The sequence below is a fragment of the Serratia sp. CY74737 genome (assembly GCF_052166775.1).
Lineage (GTDB): Bacteria > Pseudomonadota > Gammaproteobacteria > Enterobacterales > Enterobacteriaceae > Serratia > Serratia ureilytica.
In genome coordinates this window covers 115,312-140,712 of record NZ_JBJNOF010000005.1, presented here as the reverse complement: position 1 = coordinate 140,712, position 25,401 = coordinate 115,312, and the positions used below count along the sequence as shown (strand labels likewise).

Annotated in this window: 27 protein-coding genes; 13 read left to right on the top strand and 14 right to left on the bottom strand. The window is 59.7% G+C overall.

Annotated features, from left to right (window positions below):
- Window positions 1-2: 2 nt before the first annotated feature.
- Both ACJ8PE_RS09120 and ACJ8PE_RS09115 read right to left on the bottom strand, forming a co-directional pair.
- Window positions 3-605 carry a peroxiredoxin C gene (locus tag ACJ8PE_RS09120; RefSeq protein WP_004940403.1) on the bottom strand — a complete coding sequence of 201 codons (603 nt, stop codon included), beginning with the start codon at window positions 603-605 and terminating at the stop codon, window positions 3-5.
- Between the two features lie 229 nt (window positions 606-834).
- Window positions 835-1,416: an ACP phosphodiesterase gene (locus ACJ8PE_RS09115; RefSeq protein WP_025301748.1), complete on the bottom strand. Its 582-nt coding sequence runs from the start codon at window positions 1,414-1,416 to the stop codon at window positions 835-837.
- A 120-nt stretch (window positions 1,417-1,536) separates the two neighbouring features.
- On the opposite strand from ACJ8PE_RS09115, the gene queA reads away from it, so the two are divergent.
- The 5 genes from queA (at window position 1,537) to secF (ending at window position 7,021) form a co-directional block, all read left to right on the top strand.
- Window positions 1,537-2,607 carry a tRNA preQ1(34) S-adenosylmethionine ribosyltransferase-isomerase QueA gene (gene queA / locus ACJ8PE_RS09110; protein ID WP_033642054.1) on the top strand — a complete coding sequence of 357 codons (1,071 nt, stop codon included), beginning with the start codon at window positions 1,537-1,539 and terminating at the stop codon, window positions 2,605-2,607.
- Between the two features lie 72 nt (window positions 2,608-2,679).
- The gene (gene tgt, locus ACJ8PE_RS09105; RefSeq protein ID WP_016928877.1) at window positions 2,680-3,804 is read left to right on the top strand and encodes a tRNA guanosine(34) transglycosylase Tgt; all 1,125 of its coding nucleotides are present in this window, start codon (window positions 2,680-2,682) and stop codon (window positions 3,802-3,804) included.
- 33 nt (window positions 3,805-3,837) lie between these two features.
- Entirely contained in the window at window positions 3,838-4,170 is a 333-nt protein-coding gene (gene yajC / locus ACJ8PE_RS09100; protein WP_004940391.1) for a preprotein translocase subunit YajC, read from the top strand.
- A 24-nt stretch (window positions 4,171-4,194) separates the two neighbouring features.
- Entirely contained in the window at window positions 4,195-6,042 is a 1,848-nt protein-coding gene (gene secD / locus ACJ8PE_RS09095; RefSeq protein ID WP_071845087.1) for a protein translocase subunit SecD, read from the top strand.
- 10 nt (window positions 6,043-6,052) lie between these two features.
- Window positions 6,053-7,021, top strand: coding sequence for a protein translocase subunit SecF (gene secF, locus ACJ8PE_RS09090; protein WP_019454209.1), 969 nt, complete (start codon window positions 6,053-6,055; stop codon window positions 7,019-7,021).
- 66 nt (window positions 7,022-7,087) lie between these two features.
- On the opposite strand, the gene ACJ8PE_RS09085 is transcribed toward secF, so the two are convergent.
- Entirely contained in the window at window positions 7,088-7,648 is a 561-nt protein-coding gene (locus ACJ8PE_RS09085) for a DUF3251 domain-containing protein (RefSeq protein ID WP_342170705.1), read from the bottom strand.
- Between the two features lie 176 nt (window positions 7,649-7,824).
- On the opposite strand from ACJ8PE_RS09085, the gene nrdR reads away from it, so the two are divergent.
- From nrdR to pgpA, 6 genes are all read left to right on the top strand, one after another.
- Window positions 7,825-8,274, top strand: a complete 450-nt coding sequence (gene nrdR / locus ACJ8PE_RS09080) for a transcriptional regulator NrdR (RefSeq protein ID WP_004940387.1) — start codon at window positions 7,825-7,827, stop codon at window positions 8,272-8,274.
- A 10-nt stretch (window positions 8,275-8,284) separates the two neighbouring features.
- Window positions 8,285-9,394: a bifunctional diaminohydroxyphosphoribosylaminopyrimidine deaminase/5-amino-6-(5-phosphoribosylamino)uracil reductase RibD gene (ribD, locus tag ACJ8PE_RS09075; RefSeq protein ID WP_033642057.1), complete on the top strand. Its 1,110-nt coding sequence runs from the start codon at window positions 8,285-8,287 to the stop codon at window positions 9,392-9,394.
- Window positions 9,395-9,501: 107 nt separating this feature from the next.
- Window positions 9,502-9,972 (top strand): 6,7-dimethyl-8-ribityllumazine synthase, encoded by a 471-nt coding sequence (gene ribH / locus ACJ8PE_RS09070; RefSeq protein WP_004940385.1) that lies wholly within the window; start codon window positions 9,502-9,504, stop codon window positions 9,970-9,972.
- Between the two features lie 20 nt (window positions 9,973-9,992).
- Complete coding sequence (nusB, locus tag ACJ8PE_RS09065; protein ID WP_004940384.1) at window positions 9,993-10,409, top strand: transcription antitermination factor NusB; 417 nt, start codon at window positions 9,993-9,995, stop codon at window positions 10,407-10,409.
- Window positions 10,410-10,461: 52 nt separating this feature from the next.
- On the top strand, window positions 10,462-11,454 hold the full coding sequence (thiL, locus tag ACJ8PE_RS09060; RefSeq protein WP_033642058.1) for a thiamine-phosphate kinase: 993 nt from the start codon (window positions 10,462-10,464) through the stop codon (window positions 11,452-11,454).
- Window positions 11,447-11,941 carry a phosphatidylglycerophosphatase A gene (gene pgpA / locus ACJ8PE_RS09055; RefSeq protein WP_033634010.1) on the top strand — a complete coding sequence of 165 codons (495 nt, stop codon included), beginning with the start codon at window positions 11,447-11,449 and terminating at the stop codon, window positions 11,939-11,941. The genes thiL and pgpA overlap by 8 nt, the downstream gene beginning before the upstream one ends.
- A gap of 32 nt (window positions 11,942-11,973) precedes the next feature.
- On the opposite strand, the gene ACJ8PE_RS09050 is transcribed toward pgpA, so the two are convergent.
- The 4 genes from ACJ8PE_RS09050 to xseB all read right to left on the bottom strand — a co-directional run bounded on the left by ACJ8PE_RS09050 (window position 11,974) and on the right by xseB (window position 16,146).
- Entirely contained in the window at window positions 11,974-12,948 is a 975-nt protein-coding gene (locus tag ACJ8PE_RS09050) for an aldo/keto reductase (RefSeq protein WP_033642059.1), read from the bottom strand.
- Between the two features lie 108 nt (window positions 12,949-13,056).
- Window positions 13,057-14,922, bottom strand: a complete 1,866-nt coding sequence (dxs, locus tag ACJ8PE_RS09045; protein ID WP_033651082.1) for a 1-deoxy-D-xylulose-5-phosphate synthase — start codon at window positions 14,920-14,922, stop codon at window positions 13,057-13,059.
- Window positions 14,923-14,956: 34 nt separating this feature from the next.
- Window positions 14,957-15,877, bottom strand: coding sequence for a (2E,6E)-farnesyl diphosphate synthase (gene ispA, locus ACJ8PE_RS09040; RefSeq protein WP_033651083.1), 921 nt, complete (start codon window positions 15,875-15,877; stop codon window positions 14,957-14,959).
- Window positions 15,878-15,882: 5 nt separating this feature from the next.
- Window positions 15,883-16,146 (bottom strand): exodeoxyribonuclease VII small subunit, encoded by a 264-nt coding sequence (gene xseB / locus ACJ8PE_RS09035; RefSeq protein WP_033642062.1) that lies wholly within the window; start codon window positions 16,144-16,146, stop codon window positions 15,883-15,885.
- A 160-nt stretch (window positions 16,147-16,306) separates the two neighbouring features.
- On the opposite strand from xseB, the gene thiI reads away from it, so the two are divergent.
- Window positions 16,307-17,755, top strand: a complete 1,449-nt coding sequence (gene thiI, locus ACJ8PE_RS09030) for a tRNA uracil 4-sulfurtransferase ThiI (protein WP_033642063.1) — start codon at window positions 16,307-16,309, stop codon at window positions 17,753-17,755.
- Window positions 17,756-17,821: 66 nt separating this feature from the next.
- Here the strand turns inward: thiI and yajL are convergent, their stop codons facing one another.
- Complete coding sequence (yajL, locus tag ACJ8PE_RS09025) at window positions 17,822-18,412, bottom strand: protein deglycase YajL (protein WP_033642064.1); 591 nt, start codon at window positions 18,410-18,412, stop codon at window positions 17,822-17,824.
- Window positions 18,375-19,286 (bottom strand): 2-dehydropantoate 2-reductase, encoded by a 912-nt coding sequence (gene panE, locus ACJ8PE_RS09020; RefSeq protein ID WP_442536746.1) that lies wholly within the window; start codon window positions 19,284-19,286, stop codon window positions 18,375-18,377. Before panE ends, yajL begins: the two co-directional genes overlap by 38 nt.
- Before the next feature lie 182 nt (window positions 19,287-19,468).
- On the opposite strand from panE, the gene ACJ8PE_RS09015 reads away from it, so the two are divergent.
- Window positions 19,469-19,960: a YajQ family cyclic di-GMP-binding protein gene (locus tag ACJ8PE_RS09015; RefSeq protein WP_164057380.1), complete on the top strand. Its 492-nt coding sequence runs from the start codon at window positions 19,469-19,471 to the stop codon at window positions 19,958-19,960.
- Between the two features lie 34 nt (window positions 19,961-19,994).
- Here ACJ8PE_RS09015 and ACJ8PE_RS09010 read toward each other — a convergent pair whose 3' ends face one another.
- The 5 genes from ACJ8PE_RS09010 to cyoB form a co-directional block, all read right to left on the bottom strand.
- Window positions 19,995-21,359 carry an MFS transporter gene (locus ACJ8PE_RS09010; RefSeq protein WP_025301760.1) on the bottom strand — a complete coding sequence of 455 codons (1,365 nt, stop codon included), beginning with the start codon at window positions 21,357-21,359 and terminating at the stop codon, window positions 19,995-19,997.
- 198 nt (window positions 21,360-21,557) lie between these two features.
- Window positions 21,558-22,448, bottom strand: coding sequence for a heme o synthase (gene cyoE / locus ACJ8PE_RS09005; protein ID WP_025301761.1), 891 nt, complete (start codon window positions 22,446-22,448; stop codon window positions 21,558-21,560).
- Window positions 22,449-22,465: 17 nt separating this feature from the next.
- Window positions 22,466-22,804, bottom strand: a complete 339-nt coding sequence (locus tag ACJ8PE_RS09000; protein WP_004940369.1) for a cytochrome o ubiquinol oxidase subunit IV — start codon at window positions 22,802-22,804, stop codon at window positions 22,466-22,468.
- Window positions 22,804-23,418 carry a cytochrome o ubiquinol oxidase subunit III gene (locus tag ACJ8PE_RS08995; RefSeq protein ID WP_004940367.1) on the bottom strand — a complete coding sequence of 205 codons (615 nt, stop codon included), beginning with the start codon at window positions 23,416-23,418 and terminating at the stop codon, window positions 22,804-22,806. The genes ACJ8PE_RS09000 and ACJ8PE_RS08995 overlap by 1 nt, the downstream gene beginning before the upstream one ends.
- Window positions 23,408-25,399, bottom strand: coding sequence for a cytochrome o ubiquinol oxidase subunit I (gene cyoB / locus ACJ8PE_RS08990; RefSeq protein WP_033642067.1), 1,992 nt, complete (start codon window positions 25,397-25,399; stop codon window positions 23,408-23,410). Before cyoB ends, ACJ8PE_RS08995 begins: the two co-directional genes overlap by 11 nt.
- Window positions 25,400-25,401 lie beyond the last annotated feature (2 nt).

Here is a 25,401-nt window from a genome sequence, read left to right as displayed (position 1 = left end):
AATTACAGCTTGGCAGCGTTTTCAGACAGGTATTTTGCTACGCCGTCTGGGGAAGCGCCCATACCTGCTTTGCCTTTTTCCCATTGAGCCGGGCACACTTCACCGTGCTCTTCGTGGAATTGCAGCGCGTCAACGGTACGGATCATTTCGTCGATGTTACGGCCGATTGGCAGGTCGTTAACAACCTGAGCACGCACGATGCCGTCTTTGTCGATCAGGAAGGAGCCGCGCAGCGCAACGCCGGCTTCCGGGTGTTCGATGCCGTAAGCTTTCTGGATTTCACGCTTAACGTCAGCAACCATTGCGTATTTCACTTCACCGATGCCGCCTTTGTCGACAGGGGTTTTACGCCATGCGTTGTGAACGAATTCTGAGTCGAAGGAAACGCCAACCACTTCAACGCCACGCTTCTGGAACTCTTCATAGCGGTGATCGAAAGCGATCAGCTCGGAAGGGCATACGAAGGTGAAGTCCATTGGCCAGAAGAACAGGACGGCCGGTTTGCCGTTCAGGTGCTTCTTCAGGTTGAAGTTTTCAACGATTTCGCCGCTACCCAGTACGGCAGCTGCAGTGAAGTCAGGGGCTTGACGAGTTACCAGGACCATAATTACTCCTGTAATAGGTGTTAAAGGGTGGATGTAAAAACAAGGGCCAGTATAGGGGCCGCGACGTGGTGAATAAAGGGCAAAAGACCAATCGATGAGATAGCTTTTACCTATTAAATTCATTAATTAAATTTGACAGGCTTTAAAAATAACCTTTTCCCACAAAAGGGCAAGCGGCAAAACGTAAATTCTTGCAAGGCGCTGCAATTTCAAACGCTTGGGCTTGACCTCACAGCGTTTTTTCCTTCGCCTGCTGCATCATTTGCGGATAAAACTGCCAGAATTGTGTTTCAAGCTGATGATAATGCCGCTCGACGTCGGCGAACGAGCCGGCCAGGGCATCGAGGCGCGGACGGCGGCTGGCCATGCCCTGCAATACCCGGGCGATGAACGGCAATTCGGCGTAGCGTTCCAGCCAGCGTTCCGGCCACAGATAGCCGTTCAGGTTCTGAAAACGCGGCGGCGTGAGCGGCAGGTAAGGTTCGATCTGGCTGCGGGCTTCCTGGGTAAACTGGTGCAGGTCGCGTGAAGGCTCCAGCTGCTGCCAGTGGCGCGCCAGAAAATGGTCCCACACCACGTCGAGGGTAATTGGCGCCACGCGGCGGTAGGGGGCGCTGAAATAGTCGCGGCAGGCTTTCACCTGCGGCAGGCTGTCGGTCAGCACGTCGACGCGGCGGTGCATCATGATGCCGGCCACCACGTCGGGCTGATAGTCGGCGGCGGGGTTGCCGCGCACGAAATCGGCCAGCAGGTTGCCCAGCAGCGAGCTGTCCGCCAGCATGGCCAGGTGAAGATGAGCGAGAAAATTCATCCCTCAACTATACCCGAAGTCAGGCAAATCCTCCTTATTTCTTGCCGCTGACCGCCCCCGGCTTTAGACTAGGCCGCCTGTTTTTTACCAACCAGCCTTAAATTGAAGAAGTGAATACCCATGCGCGTCGCTGATTTTTCGTTTGAACTTCCCGAATCCCTGATTGCCCACTATCCCCAGGCCGAGCGCAGCGCATGCCGCCTGCTGCAGCTGGACGGGCCGAGCGGGGCGCTGACGCACGGCGTATTCACCGATCTGCTGGACAAGCTGGAGGCCGGCGACCTGCTGGTGTTCAACAATACCCGCGTGATCCCGGCGCGCATGTTCGGCCGCAAGGTCAGCGGCGGCAAGATTGAAGTGCTGGTGGAGCGCGTGCTGGACGACCATCGCGTGCTGGCGCACGTGCGCGCGTCGAAAGCGCCCAAGCCGGGCGCCGAGCTGCTGCTGGGTGATGACGAGAGCATCGCCGCCACCATGGTGGCGCGCCACGAGACGCTGTTCGAGCTGCGCTTCAACGACGAACGCGATGTCTTCACCCTTCTCAACGCGGCCGGCCATATGCCGCTGCCGCCTTATATCGCTCGCCCGGATGAGGACGCCGACCGCGAGCTGTATCAGACGGTCTACAGCGAGAAGCCGGGCGCGGTCGCCGCACCGACCGCCGGTCTGCACTTCGACGAACCGCTGCTGGCGGCGTTGCGCGCCAAGGGCGTTGAAATGGCGTTCGTGACGCTGCACGTCGGCGCCGGCACCTTCCAGCCGGTGCGCGTGGAAACCATCGAAGATCACGTGATGCACGCCGAATACGCCGAAGTGCCGCAGGACGTGGTCGATGCGGTGCTGGCCTGCAAAGCGCGCGGCAAGCGCGTCGTGGCGGTGGGCACCACCTCGGTGCGTTCGCTGGAAAGCGCCGCGGCGGCCAGCAAAGAGGCGCTGATTGCGCCGTTCTTCGGCGACACCAGCATCTTTATCTATCCGGGTTACCACTATCAGGTGATCGACGCGCTGGTGACCAACTTCCACCTGCCGGAGTCCACCCTGATCATGCTGGTGTCGGCTTTCGCCGGCTACAAAAATACCATGAACGCCTATCAGCAGGCGGTGGCCGAGCAGTATCGCTTTTTCAGCTACGGCGATGCGATGTTCATCAGCCGTAATCCGCAGGCGGAAAACGAGTCCGTCGGCGGTTAATTTCCCGGGCTGCGCCCACGGCGCGGCCCCGTTTCAACGACATCAGACTGTTTCTCTGATGCTGGAGGCTTTGTGAAGTACGAACTACAAACTACCGATGGCCGCGCACGCCGCGGCCGCCTGATTTTCGACCGCGGCGTAGTGGAAACCCCGGCCTTTATGCCGGTCGGTACCTACGGCACGGTCAAGGGCATGACGCCGGAAGAAGTGAAAGAGACCGGTGCGCAGATCCTGCTGGGCAACACCTTCCACCTGTGGCTGCGCCCTGGCCAGGAGATCATGAAGCTGCACGGCGATCTGCACGATTTCATGCAGTGGCCGGGCCCGATCCTCACCGACTCCGGCGGTTTCCAGGTGTTCAGCCTGGGGGCGATGCGCAAGATCAAAGAGGAAGGCGTGTACTTCCGCAACCCGATCAACGGCGACAAGGTGTTCCTGAGCCCGGAAAAATCGATGGAAATCCAGTATGACCTGGGTTCCGACATCGTGATGATCTTCGATGAATGTACGCCGTACCCGGCCGACTGGGACTACGCCAAGCGTTCGATGGAAATGTCGCTGCGTTGGGCGCAGCGCAGCCGCCAGCGTTTCGACGAGCTGGAAAATAAAAATGCGCTGTTCGGCATCATTCAGGGCGGCGTTTACGAAGATTTACGTGATGTTTCAGTAAAAGGGCTGGTGGATATCGGCTTTGATGGGTACGCTGTGGGCGGCTTGGCTGTAGGCGAGCCGAAAGAGGATATGCATCGCATTCTTGAACACGTTTGCCCGCAAATTCCGGAAGATAAGCCACGCTATTTGATGGGCGTCGGCAAGCCGGAAGATTTGGTGGAAGGCGTGCGCCGCGGCATCGACATGTTCGACTGCGTCATGCCGACCCGCAACGCCCGCAACGGCCATTTGTTCGTGACTGACGGTGTGGTAAAAATCCGTAATGCCAAGCACAAGGATGATACTTCTCCGCTGGATAAAGACTGTGATTGCTACACGTGTCGCCATTACAGCCGCGCCTACTTGCACCATCTCGACCGTTGCAACGAAATATTGGGTGCTCGACTGAACACAATTCATAACCTGCGTCACTACCAGCGCCTGATGGCGGGTTTACGCCAGGCTATCGAAGAGGGTAAATTAGAGCAGTTTGTTGCGGATTTCTATGGTCGGATCGGCAAGCCGATTCCGCCTTTAAACGCTTGATCTAATAATTGATAACTTAATGAGGGAATTTCAATGAGCTTTTTCATTTCTGACGCCGTCGCATCCGCAGGGGCTCCGGCTCAGGGAAGCCCGTACTCTCTGATCATTATGCTGGTGGTGTTCGGCCTGATCTTCTACTTCATGATCCTGCGCCCACAGCAGAAGCGCGCGAAAGATCACAAGAAGCTGATGGACTCCATCGGTAAAGGCGACGAAGTGCTGACCACCGGCGGCCTGATCGGTCGCGTGACCAAAGTGGCCGACACCGGCATCATCGCCATCGCGCTGAACGACACCACGGAAGTGATGATCAAGCGTGACTTCGTGGCGGCCGTTCTGCCGAAAGGTACCATGAAGGCCCTGTAATCTTTTTTCCCGAAGGGAATTGCCGTGCTAAACCGTTATCCTTTGTGGAAGTATCTGATGTTGATCGTCGTGATCCTCGTCGGTCTGCTTTATGCGCTTCCCAACATCTACGGTGAGGATCCGGCCGTACAAATCACTGGCGCGCGCGGCGTCGCCGCCAGTGAAACTACGCTGGACCAGGTCCGTACCGTATTAGAAAAAGACAACATCGCGAGCAAGTCGATTGCGCTGGAAAATGGCGCCATCCTGGCTCGCTTTAAAGATCCTGACGTTCAGCTGCGCGCCCGCGAAGCGCTGGTGACCGAGCTGGGTGACAAATTCGTCGTGGCGCTGAACCTGGCGCCGGCTACGCCGACCTGGCTGGCCATGCTGGGCGCAGAGCCGATGAAACTCGGTCTGGACCTGCGCGGCGGCGTGCACTTCCTGATGGAAGTGGACATGGACACCGCGTTGAGCAAGCTGCAGGAACAGACCATGGATACCCTGCGCAGCGAGCTGCGCGAGAAGGGCATTCCTTACGCGTCTATCCGCAAGCTGGACAACAACGGCGTGGAAGTTCGCTTCCGCGACGATGCGGCCCGTGACCAGGCCATCAGCTATATCGGCCCGCGTCAGCGCGATCTGGTGCTGTCTGCCAATGGCGCCAACACCATGAAAGCCAGCCTGACGGACGCCCGTCTGAGCGAAGCGCGCGAATACGCCGTACAGCAGAACATCACTATCCTGCGTAACCGCGTCAACCAGCTCGGCGTCGCCGAACCGCTGGTGCAGCGCCAGGGATCCGACCGCATCGTGGTTGAGCTGCCGGGCATTCAGGACACCGCGCGCGCCAAAGAAATTCTGGGCGCCACCGCGACGCTGGAATTCCGTCTGGTGAACACCAATGCGGACGCCACCGCGGCGGCCAACGGCCGCGTGCCGGGCGATTCCGAGGTGAAATACACCCGCGACGGCCAGCCGATCGTGCTGTACAAGCGCGTGATCCTGACCGGTGACCACATCACCGACTCCACCTCGAGCACCGACGAATACAACCAGCCGCAGGTTAACATCTCGCTGGACAGCGCCGGCGGCACGTCGATGTCCAACTTCACCAAGGACAACATCGGTAAACCGATGGCGACCCTGTTCGTGGAGTACAAGGACAGCGGCAAGAAAGACGCCAACGGCCGTGCGGTGCTGGTGAAACAGGAAGAAGTGATCAACGTGGCGAACATTCAGTCGCGTCTGGGCAACAGCTTCCGCATCACCGGCATCGGCAACCCGAACGAAGCGCGTCAGCTTTCGCTGCTGCTGCGTGCGGGTGCGCTGATTGCGCCGATTCAGATCGTTGAAGAGCGCACCATCGGTCCAACCCTGGGTCAGCAGAACATCACCCAAGGTCTGGAAGCCTGTCTGTGGGGCCTGGTGGCGTCCATCGTCTTCATGGTGGTCTGGTACCGTAAGTTCGGCGTGATCGCCACCACGGCGCTGGTCGCCAACCTGGTGTTGATCGTCGGCGTGATGTCCCTGTTGCCGGGGGCGACGCTGACCATGCCGGGCATTGCCGGGATCGTGTTGACGCTGGCGGTGGCGGTCGACGCCAACGTACTGATTAACGAACGTATCAAGGAAGAGCTGAAGAATGGCCGGTCCGTTCAGCAGGCGATCCATGAGGGCTATAAAGGCGCGTTCTCCAGTATCGTCGACGCCAACATCACCACCCTGATCACCGCGGTCATCCTGTACGCAGTCGGCACCGGTTCGATCAAGGGCTTTGCGATCACCACCGCTATCGGTGTGGCGACGTCCATGTTCACCGCGATTGTCGGTACCCGTGCCATCGTCAACCTGCTTTACGGCGGCAAACGCATTAACAAGCTGTCTATCTGAGGAGTGCGTTGTGGCACAGGATTATACTGTTGAGCAACTCAACTACGGCCGTAAAGTCTACGACTTTATGCGCTGGGACTACGTGGCTTTCGGCATCTCGTTGGTGCTGTTGGTCGCGTCGATCGCCACCATGTCGGTGCGCGGCTTTAACTGGGGTCTGGATTTCACCGGCGGTACGGTGATTGAAATCAACCTGGAGAAGCCGGCTAACCTCGACCTGATGCGCGATACGCTGGAGAAGGCCGGGTTCCAGGATCCGATTATCCAGAACTTCGGCAGCAGCCGCGACGTGATGGTGCGCATGCCACCGGCGACCGGCACCGCAGGCCAGGAACTGGGCAATAAGGTGATCGGCGTGATCAACGACTCGGTGGATAAAAACGCCACCGTGAAGCGCATTGAGTTCGTCGGCCCGAGCGTGGGCAGCGAGCTGGCGCAAACCGGCGGCATGGCGCTGCTGGTGGCGTTGATCTGTATCCTGATCTACGTCGGCTTCCGCTTCGAATGGCGCCTGGCGCTGGGGGCGGTTATCGCGCTGGCGCACGACGTGATCATCACGCTGGGCGTGCTGTCGCTGTTCCACATCGAGATTGACCTGACCATCGTCGCGTCCCTGATGTCGGTTATCGGTTACTCGCTGAACGACAGCATCGTGGTCTCCGACCGTATTCGTGAGAACTTCCGCAAGATCCGCCGCGGCACGCCTTACGAGATCATGAACGTGTCGTTGACCCAGACGCTGAGCCGTACGCTGATGACTTCCGGGACCACCCTGATGGTGGTGCTGATGTTGTACATCTTCGGTGGCGCGATGCTGCAAGGCTTCTCGCTGGCGATGCTGATCGGCGTGTCGATCGGTACCGTTTCCTCTATCTACGTCGCGTCCGCGCTGGCGTTGAAGCTGGGGATGAAACGCGAACACATGCTGCAGCAAAAAGTGGAAAAAGAGGGCGCGGATCAGCCTTCGATTCTGCCTTAACCGCCGCAGTATTCAGCGAAATGAGAAGGAGCGCCCATCGGCGCTCCTTTTTTTTTGCCTCGGATTTCAGTGTTGCTGCACCACCGCCGGCAGGGCGGTGGCCACCAGGCTGTGCAGACGGATATAGCCCAGCTGTTCCGGCGTCAGGCCGCTGAAGCGCAGCTCGAAGTCCTGCCCGGGTTTCGGCAGCAGCGAGTCGGCGCTGGCGATCGGTTGCGACAGCGCCTCGGCGGTCAGCGGCCGGCCGGTGGCCGCGTCCAGTTGGCCCCATTCCACCACCGCTTTAAACGGCGGCAGCGTGGCCTGTGAGAGGATGCGCACATGCAGCTGCGCCTGGGCACCGTTGGCTTCGCTCTTGATGTGGCTCAGCGAAACGCTCAGTTCGCCGATGCCGCTTTGCAAACGGGCGGCGCTCCGCGCCGCCGGCAGCAGGTAGACGCCGTTGTCGGAGTGCTGATTGAGCTGGTTTTGCCGCTCCAGCGCGGTGGCCTGATCGGTCAATACGCTCACTTTTTGGTTCAGCGCGGCGACCTGATGGCGCAGCTGAGGCACGGCGGCGTTGTGCGCGCAGCCAGTGAGCAACACGGCGGCAGCGAGCAGGGTGATTTTGGGGTAACGGGTTGTCATGACGGCGATTTCCTATGCTGAATCTCCTGCTATCAAGCTTAGCCCGCATGGCGGTGAAAGTCATATCGGCGCCGCCTGCCCGCCGCTTATCGCAACAAATGGCCGACGCCCTTTGTTGTGGCTTCACTTCGGGTTAAACTGCATTTATCTATAAAAAACGTTTATCAGGACGTGTTATGCATTGCCCTTTCTGCGCCGCCGTTGATACCAAAGTCATTGATTCCCGCCTGGTGGGGGACGGTTCGCAAGTACGCCGTCGTCGCCAGTGTCTGGTATGCAATGAACGCTTCACCACCTTCGAGGTGGCCGAGCTGGTGATGCCGCGAGTGATTAAAAGCGATGAGGTGCGCGAGCCGTTCAACGAAGACAAACTGCGTCGCGGCATGCTGAAAGCGCTGGAAAAGCGCCCGGTCAGCTCGGACGACGTGGAAAACGCCCTTAACCATATCAAATCCCAACTGCGCGCCACCGGCGAACGCGAAGTGCCGACCAAATTAGTCGGCAATCTGGTGATGGACGCGCTGAAAAAGCTGGATAAGGTCGCCTACATTCGCTTCGCGTCGGTGTACCGCAGCTTCGAAGACGTGCGCGAGTTCGGCGAAGAGATTGCCCGCCTGCAAGACTAAAGGATCTTTCATGCATCACGACGAATTTTACATGGCGCGCGCCTTCGAGCTGGCGCGGCTGGGGCGTTTCACCACAGCGCCCAATCCGAACGTCGGCTGCGTTATCGTGCGCGACGGCGAAATTGTCGGTGAAGGCTATCATCTGCGCGCCGGCGAGCCGCACGCGGAAGTGCACGCGCTGCGCATGGCGGGCGACAAGGCGCGCGGCGCCACCGCCTATGTGACGCTCGAGCCGTGCAGCCATCACGGCCGCACGCCGCCCTGCGCCGATGCGCTGGTGGCCGCCGGCGTGACGCGGGTGGTCGCGGCGATGCAAGATCCCAATCCTCAGGTGGCGGGGCGCGGCTTGTACAAGCTGCAGCAAGCCGGCGTCGAAGTACGTCATGGCCTGATGCTGGCCGAGGCCGAAGCGGTCAACTTGGGCTTCCTCAAACGCATGCGCACCGGTTTTCCCTATGTGCAACTGAAGCTGGGCGCGTCGCTGGACGGCCGCACGGCGATGGCCTCCGGCGAAAGCCAGTGGATCACCTCACCCGAAGCGCGTCAGGACGTGCAGCGACTGCGTGCGCAGAGCGCCGCCATTCTCAGCACCAGCGCCACCGTGCTGGCGGACGATCCGTCGCTGACGGTGCGTTGGGATGAGCTGGATGCCGAGACCCAGCGCCTCTATCCGCGCGAAAATCTGCGTCAGCCGCTGCGTATCCTGCTCGACAGCCAAAATCGCATTACCCCACAGCACCGCGTGGTGCAGCAGCCGGGCGCCACCTGGCTGGCGCGGCTGCAGGCGGATGAACAGGCCTGGCCGCAAGACGTTGAGCAGTTTATCTGCCCGGCGCACGGCGGCGGCGTCGATCTGGTGGTGATGATGATGCTGTTGGCCAAGCGCCAGGTGAATTCAATCTGGGTGGAGGCGGGGGCGACGCTGGCCGGCGCGCTGCTGCAGGCCGGCCTGGTGGATGAGCTCATTTTGTACATCGCGCCAAAACTGTTGGGCGATAATGGCCGCGGCCTGTGTCATTTGCCGGGCCTCGAGCGTCTGGCCGACGCACCGGAATTCGTCTTTAGCGACGTGCGCCAGGTTGGCCCCGATCTGCGTTTGCGCCTGCGGGCGAAACACTGAATCTCGCGCCCGCGCGCCGGTTTTACAAAAGCGCCGCGCAGGCGATGAAAGAATATGATAGAATCCGCCCCCCTGCGGGGTATTGAACCCATTTTTAAGGAAAGCCCATGAAAGTTATCGAAGGTGTTGTTGCTACTCCAAATGCCCGTGTGGCGATCGCAATTGCACGTTTTAACAATTTCATCAACGACAGCCTGCTGGAAGGCGCCATCGACGCGCTGAAACGCATTGGTCAGGTTGCTGACGACAACATCACCGTTGTCTGGGTCCCGGGCGCTTACGAGCTGCCGCTGACGGCGAGCGTATTGGCCAAAACCGGCAAATACGACGCGGTTATCGCGCTGGGCACCGTTATCCGTGGGGGCACCGCGCACTTCGAATATGTGGCGGGCGAAGCCAGCTCCGGCATCGGCAACGTTGCGATGAATGCCGAAATCCCGGTTGCCTTTGGCGTGCTGACCACCGAAAGCATCGAACAGGCGATCGAACGCGCCGGCACCAAAGCGGGCAACAAGGGCGCTGAAGCCGCGTTGACCGCACTTGAAATGATTAATGTTATCAAAGCTATTAAAGCCTGAATTTAGTTAAGGGGAATTCCGTGAAACCTGCTGCTCGTCGCCGCGCTCGTGAGTGCGCTGTTCAAGCGCTTTACTCTTGGCAGTTGTCTAAAAACGACCTTGCCGATGTTGAACACCAGTTCCTGACGGAGCAGGATGTCAAAGATGTTGACGTCGCCTATTTTCGCGAGTTGCTGTCCGGCGCGGCAGTGAATGCAGGTATGCTGGACGAACTGATGGCGCCTTACCTGTCGCGTCAGCTCGAAGAGCTGGGCCAGGTGGAACGCGCGGTGCTGCGCGTCGCGCTGTTTGAACTGAAAATGCGCGAGGATGTCCCTTACAAGGTGGCGATCAACGAAGCGATCGAGCTGGCGAAAACCTTCGGCGCGGAAGACAGCCACAAGTTTGTGAACGGGGTGCTGGATAAAGTGGCGCCAACCCTTCGCAAGAAAAAGTAAAAACATTAAGGCCGGCATTCCCGGCCTTAATTTCTTCTAGTGGAATATCGATATGGCATGCGGCGAATTTGACCTCATTGCCCGCTATTTTGACCGGTTTAAGCGCGTGCGCCGGGATGTACAGTTGGGCATTGGAGATGACTGCGCACTGCTGGCAGTGCCGGAAAAACAGCTGGTGGCCGTCAGTACCGATACGTTGGTCGCGGGCATTCACTTCCTGCCGGACATCGATCCGGCCGATCTCGGGTATAAAGCGCTGGCGGTCAATCTGAGCGATCTGGCGGCGATGGGCGCCGATCCGGCGTGGCTCTCGCTGGCCCTGACGCTGCCGGAGGTGAACGAACCCTGGCTGAAGGCGTTCAGCGACAGCCTGTTCGATCAACTCAATTATTACGGCATGCAGCTGATCGGCGGCGATACCACGCGCGGCCCGCTGAGCATGACCTTGACCATTCAGGGGCTGATCCCGGCCGGCCGGGCGTTGAGCCGCAGCGGCGCGCGCATCGGCGACTGGATCTATGTGACCGGCACGCTGGGCGACAGCGCCGCCGGTTTGGCGATCCTGCAGGATCGCCTGGCGGTGACGGATAGCGCGGCGCGCGATTATCTGGTCGCTCGCCACCTGCGTCCGCAGCCGCGGGTGCTGCAGGGGCAGGCGCTGCGCGATCTGGCCAGCTCGGCAATCGATCTTTCCGACGGCCTGATCTCCGATCTGAAGCACATCCTGAAGGCCAGCGACTGCGGCGCGCGCATCGTGCTGGACGAGCTGCCGATGTCGCAGGCGCTGAGCAGCCATGCTGATGCCGAACAGGCGCTGCGTTGGGCGCTGGCGGGCGGCGAAGACTACGAGCTGTGCTTCACCGTGCCGGAGATCAACCGCGGCGCGCTGGACGTGGCGCTGAGCCACCTCGGGGCCGATTACACCTGTATCGGCCAGATTGGCCCGCTGTCTGAAGGCATTCGCTATTACCGCAACGATGAGGCGGTGGTGCTGGACTGGGCCGGGTTCGATCATTTCAACGCGGAGCCGGGCACCCATGGATGAAGCCAAGCGTCGGCTGCGGATGAGCAATCCGTGGCACCTGCTGGCCACCGGTTTCGGCAGCGGTTTGTCGCCGGTGATGCCGGGCACCATGGGATCGCTGGCGGCGATCCCGTTCTGGCTGCTGCTGATCCAACTGCCGTGGCAGCTCTACTCGCTGACGGTGATGTTCAGCATTTGCATCGGCGTCTATATTTGCCACCGCACGGCAAAAGACATGAAGGTGCACGATCACGGCAGCATCGTCTGGGATGAGTTCGTCGGCATGTGGATCACGCTGATGGCGCTGCCGGTCAACGATTGGCGCTGGGTCGCCGCCGGTTTCGTCATCTTTCGCATTCTGGATATGTGGAAGCCGTGGCCGATCCGCTGGTTTGACCGCAACGTGCATGGCGGCATGGGCATCATGGTCGACGATATCATCGCCGGCGTGCTGTCTGCGGGCATCATCTACCTGATTGGGCACCACTGGCCGATCGGGCTGTTCTGACAGCCGGGCGCGGTTCTTCGCGCCCGCTTCTCTTATTCAAATCCCGTCACCCGATGCGGCACGTAAGCCGTTTCCAACTCCGCCACCTCTTGCGGCGACAAACTCAAATCGACCGCGGCAATGGCGTCGTCCAACTGCTCGCTGCGTGACGCGCCAACGATCGGCGCGCTGACCGCCGGCTTGTTCAGCAGCCAGGCCAGCGCGATCTGCGCGCGTGGCACGCCGCGTTCCTCCGCCAGGCTGGCGACGCGCTCGGCGATAATGGCGTCGATGCCTTCGGTTTCATCGTACAGGCTTTTGCCGAATTGGTCCGAGACCAGGCGGGCGGTGGTTTCGCCCCAGGGGCGGGTCAGGCGGCCGCGCGCCAGCGGGCTCCACGGCAGTACGGCGATGCCTTCGGCGGCGCACAGCGGGTGCATCTCGCGCTCTTCTTCGCGCTGGATCAGGTTGTATTGATCCTGCATGCTGACGAAGCGCGTCCAGCCGTGCAGATCGGCGGTATACAGCGCCTTGGCGAACTGCCAGGCGTACATGGAAGAGGCGCCGATATAACGCGCCTTACCGGCTTTCACCACGTCGTGCAGCGCTTCCAGCGTCTCTTCCAGCGGCGTTTCGTAATCCCAGCGATGGATTTGCAGCAAATCGACATAGTCGGTGCCGAGACGGCGCAGGCTGTCGTCGATGGACTGCATGATCTTGGCGCGCGACAAACCGCGCTCCAGGTTGCTCAGCGGGAAATAGACCTTGGTGGCGATCACCACCTCCTCGCGGCGTGCATAGTCGCGCAGCGCCCGGCCGAGGATCTCCTCGCTGCTGCCGTCGGAATAGCTGTTGGCGGTGTCGAAAAAGTTGATGCCGGCTTCCAGCGCCTGTTTCAACAGTGGGCGGCTGCTTTCTTCCGGCAGCGTCCAGGCGTGATTGCCGCGGCTCGGTTCGCCGTAGGTCATGCAACCCAGGCAGATGCGCGAGACGTTCAGATCGGTGTTGCCCAGTTTGAGATATTTCATGCTTGCCTCCCATTCACAGCTCAGACAGTAACTGTAGCGCGGATCCCGGAGGGCGGAAATGAAAACGCCCCCGAAGGCGGAGGCGTTTTATCAGGCGCGAGTGGCGAATTACTGCGCCAGCCAGGTTTCGATTTGGCGCTGAATGCCGGCGGCGTCCAGCCCCAGATCGGCGCGCAGTTCTTCTTGGGTGCCCTGTGAGACGAAGCTGTCCGGCAGGCCGAGGTTCAGCACCGGCACCGGACGGCGTTTGGCCATCAGCAGTTCGTTGACGCCGCTGCCGGCGCCGCCCATGATGGCGTTCTCTTCCAGCGTGACCAGCGTTTCATGGCTGGCGGCCAGTTCGAGCACCAGCTGCTCGTCCAGCGGTTTGACGAAGCGCATGTCGACCAGCGTGGCGTTGAGCGCTTCCGCCGCCGCAGCGGCCTCCGGCAGCAGGGTGCCGAAGTTGAGAATGGCGATCTTTTCCCCCTGGCGGCGCACCACGCCTTTGCCGATCGGCAGCAGGCTGAGCGGCTCCAGCACAGCGCCGGTGCCGGTGCCGCGCGGATAGCGCACGGCGCTCGGGCCGTCGTTGTAGTGATAGCCGGTATACAGCATCTGGCGGCATTCGTTTTCGTCGCTCGGCGTCATGATCACCATGGTCGGGATGCAGCGCATGAACGACAGATCGAACGCCCCCTGGTGGGTCTGGCCGTCGGCGCCGACGATGCCGCCGCGATCGATGGCGAACATCACCGGCAGGTTTTGGATCGCCACGTCATGGATCAGCTGATCGTAGGCGCGTTGCAGGAAGGTGGAATAGATCGCCACCACCGGCTTGTAGCCGCCGATCGCCAGCCCGGCGGCGAAGGTGACCGCGTGCTGCTCGGCGATCGCCACATCGAAATATTGCTGCGGATAGTCGCGCGAGAACTGCACCATGCCGGAACCTTCGCGCATCGCCGGCGTGATCGCCATCAGTGAGCTGTCTTTGGCGGCGGTTTCACACAGCCAGTCGCCGAAGATTTTCGAATAGGTCGGCAGACCGCCGGCGCTTTTCGGCAGCGTGCCGCTGGCGGGATCGAACTTCGGCACCGCGTGGAAGCTGATCGGATCCTTCTCCGCCGGCGCGTAACCGCGGCCTTTCTTGGTCATGATGTGCAACAGCTGCGGGCCTTTCAGATCGCGCATGTTTTTCAACGTGGCGACCAGGCCCTGTACGTCGTGCCCGTCTACCGGGCCGATGTAGTTGAAGCCCAGCTCTTCGAACAGCGTACCCGGCACCACCATGCCTTTCAGGTGCTCTTCGGTGCGTTTCACCAGCTCCTTGATCGGCGGCACGCCGGCCAGCACTTTCTTGCCGCCTTCGCGCAGGGTGGAGTAAAGCTTGCCGGACAGCAGCTGTGCCAGATGGTTGTTCAGCGCGCCGACGTTTTCCGAGATCGACATCTCGTTGTCGTTCAGCACCACCAGCATGTCCGGATTGATGTCGCCGGCGTGGTTCATCGCTTCGAACGCCATGCCGGCGGTGATGGCGCCATCGCCGATCACGCACACCGTGCGGCGGCCTTTGCCTTCACGCTCTGCCGCCACCGCCATGCCGAGGCCGGCGCTGATCGAGGTTGACGAATGGCCGACCGACAGCACGTCGTATTCGCTTTCGGCGCGCCACGGGAAGGGGTGCAACCCGTTCTTTTGCCGGATAGTGGCGATCCGGTCGCGGCGGCCGGTCAGGATTTTGTGCGGGTAGGCCTGGTGGCCGACGTCCCACACCAGATGATCGAACGGCGTGTTGTAGACGAAATGCAACGCCACCGTCAGTTCGACGGTACCCAGCCCGGAGGCAAAGTGGCCGCTGGAGCGACTGACGCTGTTCAGCAGATATTGCCGCAGCTCATCGCACAGCTTCGGCAAGCTCTCTTTGGGCAGTGAGCGGAGTTCCTCGGGGTTTTCCGCTAGCGCCAGGGTTGGGTATTTGGCTATATCAAGACTCATTCGATACTCATATCAGAGGAGTTAACGTCACACGTTAATTGTCGCGTTCAATAATGAAGCTGGCTAACGCTCGCAATGGCGCTGTGTTATAAGATTGCGCTGCCAAAGTGTCTAATGCAGCTAATGCTTCCTGATAGAGATCCCACGCTTTTGCTTTCGCGCTGTCAAGCCCGAGTAACGCCGGGTAGGTACTCTTTCCGTGTTGTTGGTCCGCTCCCTGGCGCTTGCCGATCTTTTCAGTCTCGCCGACAACGTCCAAAATGTCATCTTGCACCTGGAACGCCAGGCCGACCGCAGCGGCATAACGATCCAACTGCGGCAGCGCCGCTCGTCCTGCTTCGCCGGCGCTCAGCGCGCCCAGACGCACCGCGGCGCGGATCAGCGCACCGGTTTTGTGGCGGTGGATCTGCTCCAGCGCCTGCAGATCGACACGCTTGCCTTCGGCCTCCAGATCCAGCGATTGGCCGCCGCACATGCCGGCGACGCCGCTGGCTGCCGCCAGTTCGGAGACCATCGCCAGCCGATCGCGCAGCGCCACGTCGGGCATTTCGGCATCGGCCAGGATCGAAAACGCCAGCGTTTGCAGCGCATCGCCGGCCAGGATCGCGTTGGCTTCGCCGAATTTAATGTGGCAGGTCGGCTGGCCGCGGCGCAGATCGTCGTCGTCCATCGCCGGCAGATCGTCGTGGATCAGCGAGTAGGCGTGAATGCATTCCACCGCCGCCGCCGGCGCGTCCAGGTTGGTCAGCGATACGCCGAACATCTGGCCGGTGGTATACACCAGGAACGGGCGCAGGCGCTTGCCGCCCAGTAAGGCACCATGACGCATCGCCGCCACCATGTTGCCGTCGTTGAACGGCAGCGGGGCGATGAAATCCAGCAGCGCGCGATCGGCGCGCCGGCGGAAAATCTGCAGTTGATCGGCAAAAGCGGCCGATGGGACGATCTCAGACATGTCGGTTACTCGGTATCCGGTGTGAAAGGCGCCAACGCCGCGTCGTCGGCGCTGTCGTTAAGGAGGATCTGCACACGCTGTTCCGCCTGTTGCAGTTTCTGCTGGCCTTGACGCGCCAGCTGCACGCCGCGTTCGAATTCGTTCAGCGCGTCTTCCAGCGGCAGTTCGCCCGACTCCAGACGCGTCACGATGCTTTCCAGCTCGCCGAGGGCGCTTTCAAAGCTGGCTGTTTGCTCTGTACTGGCTGATTGTGCTGGTTTTTTCGGCATAATTTTCTTTTTACGTCATCATGTGAACCGTGGCGCCAGAGCCTATCCTAGCGGATCTTGATTAGCAAATCATGGCGCTCATGTATGGTTTTGTGCGCAGAGCACGGCGATATGGTGATATACTCCGCGCCGTAATTCTTATCTGACAACAAAGACCGCCATGAAGTTTATCATTAAATTGTTCCCGGAAATCACCATCAAGAGCCAATCTGTGCGCTTGCGCTTTATCAAGATTCTCTCGACCAATATTCGCAACGTCCTGAAGCAGTATGATGAAACGCTGGCGGTCGTCCGTCACTGGGATCATATCGAAGTTCGCGCCAAAGATGAAAACCAGCGGCCGGTCATCGCCGACGCGCTGACGCGGATCCCCGGCATCCACCATATTCTGGAAGTGGAAGATCGCGCTTATACCGATATCCACCACATCTTCGAGCAGACGCTGGAAGCCTACCGCGCCCAGCTGGAAGGCAAAACCTTCTGCGTGCGCGTCAAGCGCCGCGGCAAGCAGGCCTTCAACTCGCAGGACGTGGAGCGCTACGTCGGCGGCGGTCTGAACCAGCATATCGACAGCGCGCGCGTTAACCTGACCCGCCCGCAGGTCACGGTAAACCTCGAGATCGAAGACGACAAGCTGATGCTGGTTAAACGCCGCCTCGAAGGTATCGGCGGTTACCCGGTCGGCACTCAGGAAGACGTGATGTCGCTGATTTCCGGCGGTTTCGACTCGGGCGTGTCCAGCTATATGCTGATGCGTCGCGGCTGCCGCGTGCACTTCTGCTTCTTTAACCTGGGCGGCGCCGCGCATGAGATTGGCGTGAAGCAGGTGGCGCACTATCTGTGGAACCGTTTCGCCAGTTCGCACAAAGTGCGCTTCGTCGCCATCGACTTCGAACCGGTGGTGGGCGAGATCCTGGAGAAAGTCGACGACGGCCAGATGGGCGTGGTGCTCAAGCGCATGATGGTGCGCGCCGCTTCGCAAGTGGCCGAACGCTACGGCGTGCAGGCGCTGGTAACCGGTGAAGCGCTGGGGCAGGTGTCCAGCCAGACGCTGACCAACCTGCGCTTGATCGACAATGCGTCCGATACGCTGATCCTGCGTCCGCTGATCTCGCACGATAAAGAGCACATCATCAAACTGGCGCGTGAAATCGGCACCGAAGACTTCGCCAAAACCATGCCGGAATACTGCGGCGTGATTTCGAAGAGCCCGACGGTAAAAGCCGTCAAGGCCAAGATTGAAGAGGAAGAAAGCCACTTCGATTTCAGCATTCTCGATCGGGTGGTGAGTGAGGCGAAGAACGTCGATATTCGCTCCATCGCCGAGCAGGCGCAGGAGCAGGTGACCGAAGTGGAAACCGTCGCGGCCTTCGGCGCCGACGAGGTGATCCTGGATATCCGTTCCAACGACGAGCAGGAAGAGAAGCCGTTGCAGCTGGAACAGGTTGAAGTGAAAGCGCTGCCGTTCTACAAGCTGAGCACCCAGTTCGGCGATCTGGATCAGAGCAAAACCTATCTGCTGTACTGCGAGCGCGGCGTAATGAGCCGCCTGCAGGCGCTGTACCTGCTGGAGCAGGGCTTCAGCAACGTGAAGGTTTATCGCCCGTAACGCGGGCAGCGGCGTAAACGAGAGGGGCTGAACCGGTGTTCAGCCCTTTTTTTATCGGCAAGCCGCTCAGTCGCGGAAATCGTACATCCCAGGGATCAGCACCAGCTGCGCGGCGATCTCCGCCGCTTTGGCCTTGCCGAGCAGCAGGTCTATCAGCTTCAGCGCAAACTCCATCGCGGTGCCCGGCCCCTGGCTGGTGAGCAGGTTGACGCGCGCGTCGTACACCACGCGGCGCTCCATCCATTTATCCGCCGGTATCCGATCTTTCAAACCTGGGAAACCGGTCATGTTGCCGATCGGGAACAGATCGTGGTGCTGCAACACCAGCGCCGGGGCCGCGCAGATGGCGGCGACGATGTGGCCCTGCAGATGCATCTGCCGCACTTTTTCCACCAGCAGCGGACTGTCGCGGAAGCATTCCGCCCCCTGCAGGCCGCCGGGCAGCACGATGGCGTCGAAAGGCTCATCGACGATCGCCACCAGCGGCGCGTCGGCCAGCAGCTTGACGCCGCGCGAACAAACGATAGTCAGCTCGCCGTCGCCGGCGACGCTGGCGGTAGTGACTTTAACGCCCGCCCGCACCAGCAGATCGATGGTGGTGACGGCTTCGGTTTCTTCGCTACCAGGTGCCAGGCAGACCAGCGCCGATACGCTCATATTCATTTTCCTTTCGTTTAATCAATTCAAACAGCCGCGCATTCTCCGGCAGCGTGAGGCCGTGGCTGCGCGCGCGGCGCAGCAGGTAGCCGGTGATGTAGTCGATCTCGGTATGCCGCTGGCTGCGGATATCCTGCAGCATCGACGAAACGTTGTCGGCGGTGCTGTGGATCACGTCCATCACGTATTGCATCAGGCCTTCGCAGGAGGTGTGGTAACCCTCCATGGCCATCACGCTGGCGACTTCACGACACAGCGCTTCGATCTGCTCTGGGTAGCGCTGCAGATCGCCGTTGCGGCAGCCGTACAGCGCCGTCAGCGGGTTGATCACGCAGTTGACCGCCAGCTTGCGCCAGTTGGCCGAGGCGATGTTGTTGTGCCAGGCGACGTCGGGCAGCGCCTGATGCAGCACTTCCGCCAGGTGGCTGAGGTGCTGGGCGGCCGGTGAGGTGGGGCCGATGTGGGTGATGCCGGTGGCGACGTGGATAATGGTGCTGCCTTCGTGGCGCGCGGCGTGGGTGGTGCTGCCCTGCAAGATGGGCTGGCCGTTCGGCGGCAGCTCTTCCTGAGTGCCCATGCCGTTGTGCAGCAGCAAGATGGCGCAGCGGGGGCTCAGCTTCGGCAACAGCGCGCTGACCGCGCTGGATACCTGCCAGGCTTTCAGCGTCACCAGCAGCAGCTCGCTTTGCGCGAGGTGCTCCGGATCGTTGGTGGGCAAATTGCGATTAAACGAGACGCCTTCCGGCTCTACCACGTTCACGGCGCAAAAAGGCTGCGGCACTCTTAGCCATCCCTGTACATCGTGGCCCTGCTGATACAGCCGGGAGAGCCACAGTTGTCCGAGCGCGCCGCAACCAAGAATGGTTATTTTCATTCAGTCTCCTTGGAAACACGGGAATACCGCTCAATTACCGTGATCTAACTATAGGCTTTATGGCAGCCTGAAGCGCTATCCCTGCGTGCGTTCAGCAGATTTTGTCTGAGGCGGCAAAGCGGTTATCATGCTCGGCATCAAAATCGCCTAAGCTATTAGGCACTCATTCAGGAGGAAGAAGTATGCCATCTTTCGACATCGTTTCCGAAATTGATATGCAGGAAGTGCGTAACGCCGTTGAGAACGCCACCCGCGATCTCGGCACCCGCTGGGATTTTCGCAACGTGCCGGCCAGCTTTGAGCTAAACGAGAAGAATCAAAGCATCAAGGTTGCCACCGAGTCTGATTTTCAGGTGCAGCAGCTGCTCGACATTCTGCGCGAAAAGCTGAGCAAACGCAGCATCGACGGCGCCGCGCTGGAGATCCCGGACGAGTTTACCCACAGCGGTAAAACCTACAGCGTGGAAGCCAAGCTGAAGCAGGGGATTGAAACCAGCGTGGCGAAGAAAATCGTCAAGCTGATCAAAGACAGCAAGCTGAAGGTGCAGGCGCAGATCCAGGGCGAAGAAGTGCGGGTGACCGGCAAGTCACGCGACGACTTGCAGAGCGTGATGGCGCTGGTGCGCGGCGGCGATCTGGGCCAGCCGTTCCAGTTCAAGAACTTCCGCGATTAATCTCGACGGGGCCGGCATTGCCGGCCCTGATTTTTTACAGCGAATTGACCAGCGCTTCCAACTGACCGCGATTGGTCTGCTTGGTATCCACTTTGACGTAGGCGCTGCGCTCTTCCGGCACGACGATCGCCTCGGCCACGCCGGGCTGCGCCTTCAGGCGGCTTTCCAGCGCTGAATCCTTCACCGCCAGTTCCGACAGCGTAATGCGCAGGCTGCTGACATACGGCGGCTCTTTCATGGTGCTGCTGACCAGGAACCAGACGGCGGCCAATACTGCGCCGGCGATAAACACCAAGCCTGCCCCCTGCAAACCGTACAGCCAGCCGCCGAGGCTGCCGCCGATCGCCACGCCGATAAACTGGCTGGTGGAGTACACCCCCATCGCGGTGCCCTTGTAGCCGGCCGGCGATTCTTTGCTGATCAGCGAAGGCAGGATGGCTTCCATCACGTTGAAGGCCATAAAGAACAGCTGCACGCCGGCGATGATGCCCCATAGATGAGCGCCGGAGAGCCACAGCAGCACTTCGGCGCAGAACAGCACCGCCACGCAGCCCATAAACACCTGCTTCATGCGGCGATATTTCTCGGCATAGATAATGAACGGCACCACGGCGGCGAACGACACCAGCATGGTCACCAGGTAGACGATCCAGTGTTCGCTGGCCGCCAGCCCGGCTTTTTCCATCGCCAGCGGCAGCGCCACGAAGCTCGACATCAGCAGAATGTGCAGACACATGATGCCGAAATTGAGTTTCAACAGGCGCGAGTTGCTCAGCACTTTGCGGAAGCTGCCGCGCACGATGCTGGACTCGCGGTTCAGCAGATGGGTGTCGGCGGAAGGCACCACCGCCAGGGTGATGACGATGCCGGCCAGCGCCAGCACGGCGATCATCCAGAACAGCGCGTGCAAGCCCAAGGCGTGAGTGATGATAGGGCCCAGAACCATGGCGATGGCGAAGGTGATGCCGAAACTGACGCCGATAAACGCCATCGCTTTGGTGCGGTTCTGCTCGCGGGTCAGATCGGAGAGCAGCGCCATTACCGCGGCGGCGATGGCGCCGGAGCCTTGCAACGCGCGGCCGAGGATCACGCCCCAGATAGAGTCAGTGACCGCGGCGATCACGCTGCCGAGGGCAAAGATCAGCAGGCCGCCGACGATCAGCGGCTTGCGGCCGATGCGATCGGACACCAGGCCGAACGGGATCTGAAACACCGCCTGCGCCAGGCCGTAAATGCCGATGGCGATGCCGATCAGCGCTTCGCTGGCGCCGTTGAGCGCCATGCCGTAGGTGGTCAACACCGGCAAGACCATAAACATGCCGAGCATGCGCAGGGAGAATACGGTGCCCAATCCCCAGGTGGCGCGGCGCTCCTGCGGGGTCATTGAATTATCGTTCACATCAAACCTCGGTAAAAACCATGCCATCAGACGTTGAGACAGCGCCTGATGGCATGATTTCTGTAAAGCTGCGTCATTTTAGTGTGCAGGGCAGGGGGGGTAAATCGAATGTTGTTTAACAGATATTACAGTTTGGCCGCTTTTCGGCGTGACAAATAAAATGGGCCGCATACGCGGCCCATTGACAGATGATTTGGCTTACCAAACGTAGGTCACCAGCGCTTCAGGCGCCGCCGTGGCGCTGAAGTCGATCGACATCATCACGCTCAGCGAGGTGATGGCGACGATGGAGAACACGAACAGTTTACGCGCCCAGACGCTGTCGTTTTCGGTTTTGTAACCGCGCAGCGCCATGCCCAGCCACCATACGCTCACCGCCGCAGCGACGATCAGGTATTTGTAGCCGGCGTAGCCCACCAGGGTCAGCATCAGCGTGGCGATCATAAACGCCAGGATGTAGACCGTGATGTGGTTCTTGGCGACGGAAATGCCTTTCACCACCGGCAGCACCGGAATGTTGGCCGCCTGGTAATCTTTAAAGCGGAAGATAGCGATCGCATAAGAATGCGGCATCTGCCACAGGCTAAAGATAGCCAGCAGGATCAACGCGCCGGCGTCGAACTCGTTGGTGACCGCGCAGTAACCGATAACCGGCGGCGCGGCACCCGACAAGCTGCCGATCAGCGTGCCGTAGACCGAGTGGCGCTTCATGTACAGGCTGTAAACGCCGACATAAACCACGAAGCCCATCACCGCCAGCCACATGGCCAGCGGGTTGGCCGCGATATACAGCAACGCGAAGCCCACAATACCCAACGCGGTCGCATAAACCAGGGTGACACTCGGCGCGATCAGGCCTTTTACCAGCACCCGATTCTTCGTTCTCTCCATCTTCTTGTCGATGTCGCGGTCGATGTAGTTGTTAAACACACAGCCCGACGCGACCACCAACGAGACACCCACCAGGGTGGCGAGAAACAGGGGATAGTCGATGCTCCCTTTGGAAGCGAGCAGGAATCCCCCAACGACAGAAATTAAATTGCCGAAAATAATTCCTGGTTTAGTGACTTGCAGGTATTGCTTAATCATCACGTGCAGCTCAGCTCTTAATCGACCATCATATTGATGTTGAGGTTGTACATAATCCAGAGTGAACCTACAACAACGATACCGATGATCATAGCGGTGAACAGCAATGCCACCAGGTTCCAGCGCTCTTCCGATGAGGTGTTCATGTGCAGGAAGTAAACCAGGTGAACAATCACCTGGATAACCGCCATACCGACAACAACCGCCAGGATGGTGGAATGAGAGGCAGTGCCGTTCATTACCATCGCAAATGGAATTACCGTCAGGATGATCGACAGGATAAAGCCGATCAGGTATGACTTCACGCTGCCGTGGCTTGCGCCGCCGTGAGAGGTTTCATGGGATGAATGGCTCATTACATAACCCCCAGCAGGTAGACAACGGTAAATACGCAGATCCAGACCACGTCCAGGAAGTGCCAGAACAGGCTCAGGCACATCAGGCGGGTTTTGTTGGTCGCGGTCAGGCCGAACTTGCTCACCTGAATCATCAGCACGATGATCCAAATCAGGCCGGAAGTCACGTGCAGACCGTGGGTGCCGACCAGCGCGAAGAAGCTGGACAGGAACGCGCTGCGATCCGGACCGAAGCCTTCGGCGATCAGGTGATGGAATTCATAGATTTCCATCGCCACGAAGCCCAGACCGAACAGGAAGGTCAGGAACAGCCAGGTGTTTACACCGCCAACTTTACCCTTGTTCATGGCGATCATCGCCATGCCGTAGGTGATGGAGCTGAATAACAGCAGGAAAGTTTCGACCAAGACAAACTTCAGGTCGAAGATGTCTTTGCCAGAGGGACCGCCGGCGGTCCCGTTCACCAGGACTGCATAAGTCGCGAACAAGCTCGCAAACAAAATACAGTCGCTCATCAGGTAGATCCAGAATCCGAAGACCTTGGTCTCACCCGCATCGTGGTGCCCATGCTCTGCATGGGCTGCGTTATGATTGGTCAGAGTTTCAGTTGACATGGTTCACGCCTGCTTTACGGATTTGTTCGTAGTGTTGGTTCTCAATGCGCTCGATTTCATCAACCTGCACATAGTAGTCAACATCGTGATCGAAGCTCTTGCCGATCCAGACGACGATCATACCGATGAAACCGGCCAGAGCCATCCACCAGATTTCCCAAATCATTGCGAAACCGAATACCAGGCTGAAGAAGGCGATGATAACGCCGGCGCCGGTGTTCTTAGGCATATGAATCGGTTCGTACTTAGCCGGTTTCTTATAGGCTTCGCCTTTTTCTTTCATGTCCCAGAACTCATCACGGTCATGAATCTGCGGCACTACGGCAAAGTTATAGAACGGCGGTGGAGAAGACGTTGACCACTCCAGAGTACGAGCGCCCCATGGGTCACCGGTCAGATCGCGGTTCTGTTCGCGGTCACGGATACTGACGAAGATCTGGGTCAGCTGGCACAAGATGCCGCAGGCGATCAGCGCCGCACCGCCGGCTGCAACCAGCAGCAGAGGGTGGAACTCAGGGTTGATGTTCTGGCTGATACGACGGGTCATGCCCATAAAGCCCAATGCGTACAGCGGCATGAAGGCGGTGAAGAAGCCGATGATCCAGAACCAGAACGCGCGGATGCCCCATTTTTCGTTCAGCGTGAAGCCGAAGGATTTCGGGAACCAGTAGGTCAGGCCCGCGAAGCAACCGAACACCACGCCGCCGATGATGACGTTGTGGAAGTGCGCGATCAGGAACAGGCTGTTGTGCAGCACGAAGTTCGCGCCCGGCACCGCCAGCAGAACGCCGGTCATACCACCCACGGAGAAGGTGATGATGAAGCCAACGGTCCACAGCATTGCGGAGTTGAGCTTGATGCGGCCCTGATACATGGTGAACAGCCAGTTGAAGATTTTCACCCCGGTCGGGATGGAAATGATCATGGTGGCGATACCGAAGAAGGCGTTAACGTTCGCGCCGGACCCCATGGTGAAGAAGTGGTGCAGCCATACGATGAACGACAGAACGGTGATCGCGATGGTTGCCCATACCAGTGAGGTATAGCCGAACAGGCGTTTTCTGGAGAAGGTTGCGGTGACTTCGGAGAACACGCCGAACACCGGCAGAACCAGAATGTACACCTCTGGGTGACCCCAGGCCCAAATCAGGTTGATGTACATCATCATGTTGCCGCCCATATCATTGGTGAAGAAATGGGTGCCCAGATAGCGATCCAGGGTCAGCAGCGCGATGGTGACGGTCAGAATTGGGAAAGAAACGATGATCAGGACGTTGGTACACAGCGCCGCCCAGGTGAACACCGGCATCTTCATCATAGGCATGCCAGGGGCACGCATCTTCAGAATGGTGGCGAAGAAGTTCACGCCGGTCAGCAGGGTACCCAGACCGGAAATCTGCAGACTCCAGATCCAGTAATCGACCCCGACGCCAGGACTGTACTCTTTACCTGACAGCGGCGGATACGCCAGCCAACCGGTCTGAGCGAATTCACCGACCCCCAGGGAGATGTTGATCAGCACAACGCCCACCACGAAGAACCAGAAGCTCAGGGAGTTCAGGAACGGGAAGGCGACGTCGCGCGCGCCGATTTGCAGCGGCACCACGACGTTCATCAGGCCAACCACGAAAGGCATCGCCATGAAGAAGATCATGATGACGCCGTGCGCGGTGAAGATCTGGTCGTAGTGGTGCGGCGGCAGGAATCCGGCTTCGCCGGCGGACGCCAACGCCTGCTGGCTACGCATCATGATGGCGTCGGCGAAGCCGCGCAGCAGCATGACCATCGCCACGACGATATACATGATACCAATTTTTTTATGGTCGACCGAAGTCAGCCATTCGCTCCACAGCCACTTCCATTTGCCGAAATAGGTCAGCAGCGCCAGCACTGCCAGGCCCCCGACGATAATTGCGGCTACGGTGACCATGATGATCGGTTCGTGGTACGGAACCGCATCAAGTGTTAATTTTCCCAACATCA

Coding starts and splice junctions, on each gene's coding strand:
- yajL (WP_033642064.1), bottom strand. CDS start 18,412: ATGAGCGTATCGGCGCTGGTCTGCCTGGCACCTGGTAGCGAAGAAACC.
- nrdR (WP_004940387.1), top strand. CDS start 7,825: ATGCATTGCCCTTTCTGCGCCGCCGTTGATACCAAAGTCATTGATTCC.
- ACJ8PE_RS09000 (WP_004940369.1), bottom strand. CDS start 22,804: ATGAGCCATTCATCCCATGAAACCTCTCACGGCGGCGCAAGCCACGGC.
- ACJ8PE_RS09015 (WP_164057380.1), top strand. CDS start 19,469: ATGCCATCTTTCGACATCGTTTCCGAAATTGATATGCAGGAAGTGCGT.
- yajC (WP_004940391.1), top strand. CDS start 3,838: ATGAGCTTTTTCATTTCTGACGCCGTCGCATCCGCAGGGGCTCCGGCT.
- ACJ8PE_RS08995 (WP_004940367.1), bottom strand. CDS start 23,418: ATGTCAACTGAAACTCTGACCAATCATAACGCAGCCCATGCAGAGCAT.
- ACJ8PE_RS09115 (WP_025301748.1), bottom strand. CDS start 1,416: ATGAATTTTCTCGCTCATCTTCACCTGGCCATGCTGGCGGACAGCTCG.
- xseB (WP_033642062.1), bottom strand. CDS start 16,146: ATGCCGAAAAAACCAGCACAATCAGCCAGTACAGAGCAAACAGCCAGC.
- thiI (WP_033642063.1), top strand. CDS start 16,307: ATGAAGTTTATCATTAAATTGTTCCCGGAAATCACCATCAAGAGCCAA.
- ribH (WP_004940385.1), top strand. CDS start 9,502: ATGAAAGTTATCGAAGGTGTTGTTGCTACTCCAAATGCCCGTGTGGCG.
- thiL (WP_033642058.1), top strand. CDS start 10,462: ATGGCATGCGGCGAATTTGACCTCATTGCCCGCTATTTTGACCGGTTT.
- ACJ8PE_RS09120 (WP_004940403.1), bottom strand. CDS start 605: ATGGTCCTGGTAACTCGTCAAGCCCCTGACTTCACTGCAGCTGCCGTA.
- ispA (WP_033651083.1), bottom strand. CDS start 15,877: ATGTCTGAGATCGTCCCATCGGCCGCTTTTGCCGATCAACTGCAGATT.
- cyoE (WP_025301761.1), bottom strand. CDS start 22,448: ATGATTAAGCAATACCTGCAAGTCACTAAACCAGGAATTATTTTCGGC.
- panE (WP_442536746.1), bottom strand. CDS start 19,286: ATGAAAATAACCATTCTTGGTTGCGGCGCGCTCGGACAACTGTGGCTC.
- cyoB (WP_033642067.1), bottom strand. CDS start 25,399: ATGTTGGGAAAATTAACACTTGATGCGGTTCCGTACCACGAACCGATC.
- queA (WP_033642054.1), top strand. CDS start 1,537: ATGCGCGTCGCTGATTTTTCGTTTGAACTTCCCGAATCCCTGATTGCC.
- ribD (WP_033642057.1), top strand. CDS start 8,285: ATGCATCACGACGAATTTTACATGGCGCGCGCCTTCGAGCTGGCGCGG.
- ACJ8PE_RS09085 (WP_342170705.1), bottom strand. CDS start 7,648: ATGACAACCCGTTACCCCAAAATCACCCTGCTCGCTGCCGCCGTGTTG.
- dxs (WP_033651082.1), bottom strand. CDS start 14,922: ATGAGTCTTGATATAGCCAAATACCCAACCCTGGCGCTAGCGGAAAAC.
- pgpA (WP_033634010.1), top strand. CDS start 11,447: ATGGATGAAGCCAAGCGTCGGCTGCGGATGAGCAATCCGTGGCACCTG.
- ACJ8PE_RS09050 (WP_033642059.1), bottom strand. CDS start 12,948: ATGAAATATCTCAAACTGGGCAACACCGATCTGAACGTCTCGCGCATC.